Genomic DNA, 10,662 nt, shown 5'->3' on the forward strand with positions numbered 1-10,662 from the left:
TCGCCGCCGGTTCCGCCGGCGAGCGGGGTGTCCGGCTCCGGCGGCAAGGGTGGGGTCGGGGAGCCCGGCGCACCCCCCGGGGCGGGGCCGGTGAACCTCAATACCGCCGACGAGGCGACGCTCGATGCGCTGCCCGGCGTCGGTCCCGTCACCGCGGCCGCGATCGTCGCGTGGCGCCGGGACAACGGGCCGTTCACCGACGTCGAACAGCTCGCCGAGGTCGACGGGATCGGTCCCGCTCGGCTGGCACGCCTGCGGACGCTGGTCGTGGTGTGACCGCGCCCGACCGCGACGACGCGCGACTGGTGCCGGGCGCGGTCGCGGCGTGGGCCGCAACCGCGCTCGGGTTGCACGCCGGCTGGCGGGTCTCGTTCGGGATCGCGGCGACGGCCGCCGTGTGCGCGGTGGCCACGGTCGTCGTGGCACGGCGACGACGGCTTCGTGCCGCGGCCCGGCCGCTGCTCGCCGCTCTCGTCGTCGCTGCCGGATTCTCGGCGGCGGTCGCACTGCGGGTGTGGGCGGCCGAGACGCATCCGCTCGCCGCCGCGGCCGCGCGCGCCGGCTGGGCCACCCTGGTGGTCGAACCGACGGATGACCCGAAAAGATTGGGAGACAGTGCGTTCGGCGGGGACCAGGTGCTGGTGCCGGCAACGTTGCACCGCGCCGAGCTGGGACCCGACCGGTACTCGGGCGGCGGCGCCGTCGTGGTGTTCGCCCCTGTCGACGAGTGGGCGGAGCTGCTGCCGGGCCAGCGGATCACCCTGCGCGGACGGCTCGCCGAACCGGACGGCGCGGATCTGACGGTGGCCGTGGTCCGTGTCGACGGCCCGCCCCGATCGGTGCAGGCCCCCTCGCGGGTGCAGCAGTGGGCGGGACGGATCCGCGAGCGGCTCGCCTCGGCGTCCGGAGCGGTGCTCCCGCCCGCTGCGGCCGGGCTCCTGCCGGGCCTCGTCGTCGGCGACACCTCACGGCTGTCCGACGACGTCCGGGAGAGCTTCCGGGTGGCGGGACTGACCCACCTGACCGCGGTGTCCGGGGCCAACGTCAGCATCGTCCTCGGCGCGGTGCTCCTCGCCGTGCGGGGCCTCGGCCTCGGCCCCCGCACCGGCACGGCGCTCGCGGCGGTCGCGCTGGTGGCGTTCGTCGTCGTCGTGCGCCCGTCGCCGAGCGTGCTGCGCGCCGCCGCGATGGGAGCGATCGGGTTGCTCGCTCTGGTGACGGGCCGGCGCCGGCACGGCCTGCCGGCCCTCGCGGGCGCGGTCGGCGCCCTGCTCGTCGCCGCACCGGAACTCGCGACGGACGTCGGGTTCGCCCTGTCGGTCGCGGCCACCGCCGGGCTGGTGCTGGTGGCGCCGGCCTGGGTGACCCGGCTCCGGGCCCGCGGCTGGCCCCGCTCGGCGGCGGAGGTGTGCGCCGTCTCGGCGGCCGCGTTCGTCGTGACCGCCCCGATCGTCGCCGCACTGTCCGGCACCGTCAGCGTCGTGGCGGTCGCGGCCAACATCCTCGTCGCGCCGGTACTTCCGCCGTTGACCGTGCTCGGTACCACCGTCGCGGTGGTCTCCACGGCGTCGCCGACGGCGGCGGAGCTGCTCGCCCGCGGCACCGCACCCATGCTGTGGTGGATCCTCGAGGTGGCGGACCGCGCGGCCGACCTGCCCCTGGCCGAGGTGCCCGTGCCCGGAGGCGTGGGCGGAGCAGTCGCCGTCGGGGGCGGGCTCGTCGCCGCCCGGTGCCTGCCGCGACTGTGGCGTGGACGCCGGCCCGGGGCACCGGCGGTGATGTCCGGCCGTCGTGGCACGATCGACCCGTGAGCAACCCGCAGCTGCATCTCGTGCTCGGTGACGAAGACCTCCTCGTCGAACGCGCCGTCGCGCGGATCGTCGGTGACGTCCGGGCGCGGACGGGTGCGGGGTCCGAGCTGCCCGTCTCGCGGCTGCGCGCCGGGGACGCCGGCGCGGCCGAACTCGCCGAGCTGCTGAGCCCGTCGCTGTTTGCCGAGGACCGGGTGGTCGTCCTCGAATCCGCCGCGGAGGCCGGCAAGGACGCCGTCGCGCTGATCCTCGATGCGGCGACCGAACCGCCTGAGGGGGTCTCCCTGGTCGTCCTGCACAGTGGCGGCGGCCGCGCGAAGGCCATGGTGGGCGCCCTGCAGAAGTGCGGCGCCGAGACCCACGAGTGCGCCAGGATCACCAAGGCGGCCGAGCGGGTGGACTTCGTGCGTGCGGAGTTTCGCGCGGCGGGTGTGCGGGTCGCGCCGGAGGTCGTGCAGGCGGTCATCGACGCCGTGGGCTCCGACCTGCGGGAGCTGGCAGCGGCGTGCAGCCAGCTGGTCGCCGACACGGGCGGCAAGATCGACGCCGCAGCCGTGCAGCGCTACTACTCCGGCAAGGCCGAGGTCACCGGGTTCGAGGTGGCCGAGAAGGCCGTGGCGGGCGACGAGCCGGGGGCGCTGGAATCGTTGCGGTGGGCGACGCATCGGGGCGTCGCGCACGTCCTGCTCGCCGACGCCCTCGCGGATGCTGTCCACACGATCGCGCGGGTCGGCTCGGCCGGGCGCGGGGACCCGTTCAAGATGGCATCCGAGCTCGGGATGCCCCCGTGGAAGGTGAAGAAGGCTCAGGCCCAGGCACGCGCGTGGGACCCGGGATCGATCGGGGCGGCGCTGCAGGTCGTGGCCGACCTCAATGCCGACGTCAAGGGCGCGGCCGCGGACGCCGACTACGCGGTGGAGCGCGCCGTGCGCCGCGTCGCGGGGCTGGCCGGCCGGACCCACTAGACGACGGAAGCCGCCCGGTCCGAAGGACGGGGCGGCTTCCGGAGCAGAGCTTGCGTTCTACCTCAGAGTCCGTTGGCGACCTTGGCCAGGGCGGACTTCTTGTTGGCGGCCTGGTTGGCGTGGATCACGCCCTTGCTGGCAGCCTTGTCGAGCTTGCGGCTGGTGGAGACGAGGAGCTCGGTGGCCTTGTCCTTGTCGCCGGCGGCCGCGGCCTCGCGGAAGGAACGGATCGCCGTGCGCAGCGAGGACTTGACCGACTGGTTGCGGAGTCGGTTGCGCTCGTTGGTGCGGATCCGCTTCACCTGGGACTTGATGTTGGCCACGCGTAAAATCCTGTCGTCTTGCTGGTAGTTGGTCGGAAAGCTCTGGGCGCACTACGGCACCGACGGACCACGATACCAGCGGCCTGTCGCAAACCCCAAACCGGGCGCCGGAACCGCCGGTGGTGACGGGCAGGTGACAAGCGGGTTTCCGGCACTGCACAGCCCGGCATCCTGTAGCAGGATTTCGGGCATGAGCAGCCGAACGACCGTCGCCCGACCCCCCGACCGCTCCCGCTCGCGCAGGCGTTCCGACGGGGTGTTCGACGGCTATCGCGACGTGCCCGGCTACACGCTCGCGTTCGACGAGATGTTCGACGAGGCCGGTGGGGTGCGAGCCCCCTACCGGCGGCTGCACCAACGGTTCGTCTCCACCGGCGCCGACGAGCTCGCGGCGCGCACCGAGGCCCTCGGCCGCGCCTTCACCGACCAGGGCGTCACCTTCTCCCTGTCCGGACAGGAGCGGCCCTTCCCGCTCGACCTGATGCCCCGGGTCATCGCGGCGGCGGAGTGGGCCCGCCTCGAACGGGGCATCACCCAGCGGGTGAAGGCGCTCGAGATGTTCCTCGACGACGTCTACCGCGAGCAGCACATCCTCCGCGACCGCGTCATCCCCAAGCGGCTGGTGACCTCGTGCGAGCACTTCCACCGCGAGGCCGTCGGCATCGTCCCGCCCAACGGCGTCCGGATCCACGTCGCGGGCATCGACCTGATCCGCGACGAGAACGGCACGTTCCGGGTCCTCGAGGACAATCTGCGCTCGCCGTCCGGGGTGTCGTACGTCATGGAGAACCGGCGGGTGATGGCCCGGATCGCCCCGGACCTGTTCCGCGAGCACCGGGTGCGTCCCGTCGGCGACTACGCCTCGCACCTGCTGCGGGCGCTGCGGGCGGCCGCCGCGCTCAACGCCGCCGACCCGACCGTGGTGGTGCTGACCCCCGGCGTGGCCAACTCCGCGTATTTCGAGCACTCCCTGCTGGCCCGGCAGATGGGTGTCGAACTCGTCGAGGGCCGGGACCTGTTCTGTCGTGACAACGCGGTCTACATGCGCACCACCGAAGGCGAACGGCAGGTCGACGTGATCTACCGCCGGATCGACGACGCCTTCCTCGATCCGATGCAGTTCCGTCCCGACTCCGTGCTCGGCGTCGCCGGCATCCTCAACGCCGCCCGCGCCGGCAACGTCGTGATCTCGAGCGCCGTCGGCAACGGTGTCGGCGACGACAAGCTCGTCTACACCTACGTCCCCGAGATCATCGACTACTACCTCGGCGAGAAGCCGCTGTTGCCCAACGTCGACACGCTGCGCTGCTGGCTGGACGAGGAATGCGAGGAGGTGCTCGACCGTCTCGACGAACTCGTGATCAAGCCGGTGGAAGGCTCCGGCGGGTACGGCATCGTGTTCGGTCCCGACGCCTCGCCCGCCGAGCTGAAGACCATGACCCGCAAGATCCGCAACGACCCGCGCAGCTGGATCGCCCAGCCCGTCGTGCAGTTGTCCACCGTTCCCACCCGGGTGGGGGACCGGCTCGCGCCGCGTCACGTGGACCTGCGGCCCTTCGCCGTCAACGACGGGGAGGAGGTGTGGGTGCTGCCCGGCGGTCTCACGCGCGTCGCGCTGCCCGAAGGGTCGCTCGTGGTGAACTCGAGCCAGGGCGGCGGCAGCAAGGACACGTGGGTGCTCGCCGCGCGCAGTTCCGGGGAGGAACGAGAACTCGGCGGCGCCCAGGTGGTCGACCGGCCGGCGCACGGCGCGCAGGTCGAGCACGGACCCGACATCGGCGGCCCACAACAGCAACAGCAACAACAGCAGCAGCAGAGCGGGCTCGGGGGTGGGCGCTGATGCTGGCCCGCAATGCCGAGTCCCTGTTCTGGATCGGCCGCTACGTCGAACGCGCCGACGACACCGCCCGCATCATGGACGTCGCGGTGCACCAGCTGCTCGAGGACTCCACGGTCGACCCCGACCGCACCTGCCGGCAGCTGCTGCGGGTACTCGGATTCGCCGAGCCGCCGGGCGTGCTGGACGTGTCCACCGTGGTCGACCTGATCGCGTTCGACCGGCAGGGGCAGGGGTCGATCGTCGATTCCGTCGCGCACGCGCGCGAGAACGCCCGCGGCGCCCGCGAGGTCACCTCCAGCGAGATGTGGGAGTGCCTGAACGCCACCTACAACGGTCTCGCCGAGCGCAAGCGGGCCGCCCAGCGGCTCGGACCGCACGAGTTCTTCCGGTACGTCGAGGAGCGTGCGGCGATGTTCGCGGGCCTGGCGGACTCGACGCTCAGCCGCGACGACGGCTATCGCTTCCTGCTGCTGGGCCGGTCCATCGAACGCGTCGACATGGTGGTACGGCTGCTGCTCTCCCGGGCGGGCGACCGCCCGGGCTCGCCGACGTGGGCGACGGTCCTGCGGTCGGTCGGTGGTCACGACACCTACCTGCGCACCTACCGCGGTGCCCTCGACGCGAGCCTGGTGCTCGAATTCATGCTGCTGGACCGGCTGTTCCCGCGGTCGGTGTTCTTCGCCATCAGCGAGGCCGAGCGGTGCCTCGGTGCGCTCGACCGGCATCCGCACAGCCGGATCGGTGCCCGGGACGAGGCGCAACGTCTGCTCGGCCGTGCCCGCAGCGAACTCGAGTTCCTCGCCCCCGGACGGCTGCTCGAGGATCTGCAGACGCGCCTGCAGTCGCTGCAGGAGATGTGCCGGCAGGTCGGCGAGGCGATCGCGCTGCAGTACTTCCACGCAGCGCCGTGGGTGGCCTGGACCGATGCCGGCGCGGCACAGGGGGAGACGATCGTGGAGGGTGAGTTGTGACCTGGCGGATGCGAGTGGTCCACAAGACGGGGTACGCGTACGACGCGCCGGTCACCTCGTCGTACAACGAGGTACGGCTCACGCCCCGCGCGGACAGCCGGCAGACCGTCGTGCTCAACCGGGTCGAGACCACCCCGGCGACACGGTCGTACCGGTACGTCGACTACTGGGGCACGGCGGTGACCGCGTTCGACCTGCACGCGCCGCACACCTCGCTGGAGGTGACCGGGCTGTCGGTGGTGGAGACCGAGGAGACCGCGGTGCCCGACGAGGCGATCGGATGGGACGAACTGCGCAGCGAGGAGAACCGGGACCGCTACGACGAGGTGCTGCTGCCGTCGCGGTACGTGCCGGCCGATCGCGGTCTCGCCAGGGTCGCCCGGCAGATCGCCAAGGGTGCCGATCCGGTGGCCGCGGTGCTGGCCGCGGCGCAGTGGGTGCACGACGAGATGTCCTACGTCCCCGGCACGACGGGGGTGCACACCTCGGCCGTGCAGGCCTTCGAGGAACGCGAGGGGGTCTGCCAGGACTATGCGCACCTGACGCTGCTCCTGCTGCGCGGCATGGGAATTCCCAGCCGGTACGTGTCGGGATACCTGCATCCGACGGCCGCTGCCCCCGTCGGGGCGACCGTCGCGGGGGAGTCGCACGCGTGGGTCGAGGCCTGGACCGGTTCGTGGTGGGGTTACGACCCGACCAACGCCACGGTCGTCGGTGAACAGCACGTGTCCGTCGGTACCGGCCGGGACTACGCGGACGTGCCGCCGCTGAAGGGCATCTACTCCGGCGGCGGTTCGACGGCACTCGACGTTGTTGTGGAGGTCACCCGGCTTGCGTAGTGTCCGCTGTGTCTTGTTGCGGTAGTGCTGTGCGGCCTGTGAGCCCGTCTTCGACCCGCGGTGCTCGCCAGTGCCGAAGTTCGACACATCGGATCCGGTCCCGCGGGACCGCACGACGCGAGGTGGGCGCATGACGAACGAACGCGAGACGGGCCACGAGGGCCGGGCGGCGGACCGGGCACCCGGGGCCGCCGAGCACGAGACCGAGCACGAGACCGCGCTCGAGGCCGTGGAGAAGGACGAATTCTCGGACGCCAAGAAGTACGCCGCGGAGGCGATCGGCACGTTCGTGCTGGTCTTCTCCGCGGTCGGCACGGCGGTGTTCGCCGGGGACAAGGTCGGCAATCTCGGCGTCGCGCTGGCGTTCGGGCTGACCCTGCTGTTCCTCGTCTACGCCATCGGGCCGATCTCCGGATGCCATGTGAACCCGGCGGTGACGGTCGGCCAGCTCGCGATCGGCCAGGTCACCCTCAAGCGGGCGGTGTTCTACGTCGTGGCCCAGGTCCTCGGCGGCCTCGTCGCGGGCGTGACGATCTACTCGGTGGCGCAGTCGCTGCCCACCTACGACCGGGCCGCGCAGGGGCTCGGCGCCAACGGCTGGGGCCCGCACAGCCCGTCGGCGGTGGAGGGCCCGCTCGGCGGTGTGCTCGTCGAGGGTTACGGGATCGGGGCGACCATGGTCGTCGAGGTGCTGCTTACCGCGCTGCTGGTGTTCGTGGTGCTCGCCGCGACGGACCAGGCCTCGGACGTCCTGCTGGCCGGGGTGTCGATCGGATTCACCCTGGCGGTGATCCACCTGGTCTCGATCCCGATCGACAACACCTCGGTCAATCCGGCGCGGAGCATCGCGGTCGCGCCGTACCAGGACGGCGCGCTCGGACAGCTCTGGCTGTTCATCCTGTTCCCGCTGATCGGCGGCGCCCTCGGGGCGCTGGTCTACCGGTCGCTGTTCGGGCGGTTCGCCGGATTGCGGCCGTCCACGGCGCGGGTGGCGGGCGCCCGCCGGCGGTAAGGCGAGGGCCGGCTACTGCCAGCCGTACTCGGCGCGAAGGCGCGCGGCGACCTGCTCGAACCGGGCCCGGTCGAGCACCGCGCCTTCGCGCCGGATGCCTTCCTCGGGCACGTCCAGCACGCGGTCCAGGCGGACCCAGCTGGGCCGGCTGCCCGCGTCCCAGTTGCCGTTGCCCAGGGCCAGCCAGTCGCGGTGACCGTCCCGGTCGTTGTTCGACGACAGCATCAGGCCGAGCAGGGTGCCACCGTTGCGTCCGACGACGAGCACGGGCCGGTCCTTGCCCTGGGTCGCGTCCTCCTCGTAGGCCACCCACGTCCACACGATCTCGCCGGGGTCCGCGCGGCCGTCGAGGTCGGGGGCGTAGGCGATCCGCCGGGCGCGCTGCGCGGTGGGAGCGGTGTGGGAGGTCACCGGGCGGCCGGGCTTCGGGACCGGCCGGGCGGTGTCGGCGGCACCGGAGCCGAGCGCGGTCCGGGCCCGGTCGAGGGCGCCGGAGCGCTGCACCTGCTCGAGCAATCGCGGTCCCTGCTCGACCGCGAACCGTCCCAGTTGCCTGCCCAGTTTCTTCCATGTGCCAGCCACGTCGGCGAGCTTAGCGGCGTGCGGGGCCGCGCAGGTGCGGCCGCGGGACCGGACCCGCCGCGACTTGGATATTCTGCAGGGGTGACCGCGTCCCGCCAGGGCCGCTGCCCGTCCGAGTCAGGAGCCCGACATCAGCACCTTCGCCGACACCACGTTCACGGACCCCGCGAAGATCCGGAACTTCTGCATCATCGCGCACATCGACCACGGCAAGTCGACGCTCGCGGACCGCATGCTGCAGCTCACCGGTGTGGTCGAGGAGCGCCAGATGCGGGCCCAGTACCTCGACCGGATGGACATCGAGCGCGAGCGCGGGATCACCATCAAGGCCCAGAACGTGCGGCTGCCGTGGCAGGTCGACGGCGAGGACTACGTGATGCACCTCATCGACACGCCCGGGCACGTGGACTTCACGTACGAGGTCTCCCGTGCGCTCGAGGCATGCGAGGGCGCGGTGCTCCTCGTCGACGCCGCCCAGGGCATCGAGGCGCAGACCCTCGCGAACCTCTACCTCGCTCTCGACAAGGATCTGACGGTCATCCCGGTCCTGAACAAGATCGATCTGCCCGCGGCCGACCCGGACCGCTACGCCGCCGAGCTCGCCCACATCGTCGGCTGCGAGCCCGAGGACGTGCTGCGCGTGTCGGGCAAGACCGGCGTGGGCGTGCCGGAACTGCTCGACGAGGTGATCCGGCAGGTGCCGCCGCCGGTCGGCGACCCCGACGCGCCGGCCCGCGCGATGATCTTCGACTCGGTGTACGACACCTACCGCGGCGTCGTCACGTACGTGCGTGTGGTCGACGGCAAGATCGTGCCCCGCGAGAAGATCAAGATGATGTCCACCGGCGCCACCCACGAGCTGCTCGAGGTGGGCATCGTCTCGCCCGAGCCGAAGGCCACCGCCGGTCTCGGCGTCGGCGAGGTCGGCTATCTCATCACCGGCGTGAAGGACGTGCGCCAGTCGAAGGTCGGCGACACCGTCACCTCTGCCCGCGGCGGCGCCGCCGAGCCGCTCACCGGCTACCGCGAGCCCCGCCCGATGGTCTACTCCGGCCTGTACCCGGTGGACGGGTCGGACTACCCCGTCCTGCGCGACGCTCTCGACAAGTTGCAGCTCAACGACGCCGCGCTCACCTACGAACCCGAGACGTCGGTGGCTCTGGGCTTCGGATTCCGGTGCGGCTTCCTCGGCCTGCTGCACATGGAGATCACCCGGGAGCGGCTCGAGCGCGAGTTCGGCCTCGACCTGATCTCCACCGCCCCCAACGTGGTCTACCGCGTGGTGCTCGAGGGCGGGCAGGAGCACATCGTCACCAACCCGTCGGACTGGCCCGAGGGCAAGGCCCGCGAAATCTACGAGCCGATCGTCAAGTGCACGATCATCTCCCCGAGCGAGTTCATCGGTTCGATCATGGAACTGTGCCAGTCGCGGCGCGGCGAGCTCGGCGGCATGGACTATCTGTCCGAGACCCGCGTCGAGCTGCGCTACACCCTGCCGATGGCCGAGATCATCTTCGACTTCTTCGACTCGCTGAAGTCCCGCACCCGCGGCTACGCCAGCCTCGACTACGAGGAAGCCGGCGAGCAGGAAGCCGCGCTGGTGAAGGTGGACATCCTGTTGCAGGGCGAGGCCGTCGACGCGTTCAGTGCGATCGTCCACAAGGACGCGGCGGCCGCGTACGGCAACAAGATGACCACCAAACTCAAGGAGCTCATCCCGCGGCAACAGTTCGAGGTCCCGGTGCAGGCGGCGATCGGGTCGAAGATCATCGCCCGGGAGAACATCCGCGCGATCCGCAAGGACGTGCTCGCCAAGTGCTACGGCGGCGACATCAGCCGCAAACGCAAGCTGCTCGAGAAGCAGAAGGAGGGCAAGAAGCGGATGAAGACGATCGGCCGGGTGGACGTTCCGCAGGAGGCGTTCGTGGCCGCGCTCTCGTCCGAGGCGTCTGCCGACAAGCCGAAGGGGAAGTAGCCCACCGTGCTCGAGACCTGGCTCACGCGCACCCTGGGCGTCACCGTCCCGCTGCTCGGCGCCCCGATGGGAGGCCGCGCCGGCGGCCGGCTGGCCGGCGAGGTGACCCGCGCGGGGGGCCTCGGTCTGATCGGAGCCGCGCGTTACAACACCCCGCAATGGCTGGCGGCCGAGTCGGCGGTGGCCCGCGAACTCGGCGGCGGGCTGCTCGGTTTCGGCCTGATGACGTGGTCGCTGGCCGCCGACGACAGTCTTCTCGACGCGGTGCTGGCCGAACGGCCCCGGGTGGTGTCGCTGTCCTTCGGCGATCCGGCGCCCTATGTGCCGCGCGTGCACGCGGCGGG

At 71.8% G+C, this 10,662-nt stretch carries 10 protein-coding genes and 1 pseudogene; 9 read left to right on the forward strand and 2 right to left on the reverse strand.

Features of this window, described 5'->3' with window-relative positions; translation table 11 throughout:
- The 3 genes from CQZ88_RS31575 to holA all read left to right on the forward strand — a co-directional run.
- On the forward strand, window positions 1-276 hold a 276-nt coding region (locus CQZ88_RS31575; RefSeq protein ID WP_258008723.1), incomplete at its 5' end, for a ComEA family DNA-binding protein.
- Entirely contained in the window at window positions 273-1,811 is a 1,539-nt protein-coding gene (locus CQZ88_RS21985) for a ComEC/Rec2 family competence protein (protein ID WP_006933776.1), read from the forward strand. The genes CQZ88_RS31575 and CQZ88_RS21985, both read left to right, overlap by 4 nt.
- On the forward strand, window positions 1,808-2,776 hold the full coding sequence (gene holA / locus CQZ88_RS21990; protein WP_006933777.1) for a DNA polymerase III subunit delta: 969 nt from the start codon (window positions 1,808-1,810) through the stop codon (window positions 2,774-2,776). Before CQZ88_RS21985 ends, holA begins: the two co-directional genes overlap by 4 nt.
- Before the next feature lie 62 nt (window positions 2,777-2,838).
- Here the strand turns inward: holA and rpsT are convergent, their stop codons facing one another.
- Window positions 2,839-3,099 (reverse strand): 30S ribosomal protein S20, encoded by a 261-nt coding sequence (gene rpsT, locus CQZ88_RS21995; protein WP_003937021.1) that lies wholly within the window; start codon window positions 3,097-3,099, stop codon window positions 2,839-2,841.
- 190 nt (window positions 3,100-3,289) lie between these two features.
- Between rpsT and CQZ88_RS22000 the strand changes: the two genes are divergently transcribed.
- From CQZ88_RS22000 to CQZ88_RS22015, 4 genes are all read left to right on the forward strand, one after another.
- Entirely contained in the window at window positions 3,290-4,939 is a 1,650-nt protein-coding gene (locus CQZ88_RS22000) for a circularly permuted type 2 ATP-grasp protein (protein ID WP_006933779.1), read from the forward strand.
- The gene (locus CQZ88_RS22005; RefSeq protein ID WP_006933787.1) at window positions 4,939-5,910 is read left to right on the forward strand and encodes an alpha-E domain-containing protein; all 972 of its coding nucleotides are present in this window, start codon (window positions 4,939-4,941) and stop codon (window positions 5,908-5,910) included. The genes CQZ88_RS22000 and CQZ88_RS22005 overlap by 1 nt, the downstream gene beginning before the upstream one ends.
- 8 nt (window positions 5,911-5,918) lie before the next feature.
- Window positions 5,919-6,749 (forward strand): transglutaminase family protein, encoded by an 831-nt coding sequence (locus CQZ88_RS22010; RefSeq protein WP_029544370.1) that lies wholly within the window; start codon window positions 5,919-5,921, stop codon window positions 6,747-6,749.
- Between the two features lie 130 nt (window positions 6,750-6,879).
- On the forward strand, window positions 6,880-7,761 hold the full coding sequence (locus CQZ88_RS22015) for an aquaporin (RefSeq protein ID WP_029544368.1): 882 nt from the start codon (window positions 6,880-6,882) through the stop codon (window positions 7,759-7,761).
- Window positions 7,762-7,773: 12 nt separating this feature from the next.
- Here CQZ88_RS22015 and CQZ88_RS22020 read toward each other — a convergent pair whose 3' ends face one another.
- Window positions 7,774-8,343, reverse strand: coding sequence for a type II toxin-antitoxin system PemK/MazF family toxin (locus tag CQZ88_RS22020; RefSeq protein ID WP_044475764.1), 570 nt, complete (start codon window positions 8,341-8,343; stop codon window positions 7,774-7,776).
- 187 nt (window positions 8,344-8,530) lie between these two features.
- On the opposite strand from CQZ88_RS22020, the gene lepA reads away from it, so the two are divergent.
- Both lepA and CQZ88_RS31580 read left to right on the forward strand, forming a co-directional pair.
- Window positions 8,531-10,318: a translation elongation factor 4 gene (gene lepA / locus CQZ88_RS22025; protein ID WP_230304568.1), complete on the forward strand. Its 1,788-nt coding sequence runs from the start codon at window positions 8,531-8,533 to the stop codon at window positions 10,316-10,318.
- Window positions 10,319-10,384: 66 nt separating this feature from the next.
- Window positions 10,385-10,662: pseudogene (locus CQZ88_RS31580) on the forward strand (nitronate monooxygenase); the annotation flags it as partial.

Source organism: Rhodococcus sp. ENV425, assembly GCF_002887785.1.
In the GTDB taxonomy this organism is placed as follows: Bacteria; Actinomycetota; Actinomycetes; order Mycobacteriales; family Mycobacteriaceae; genus Rhodococcus; species Rhodococcus aetherivorans.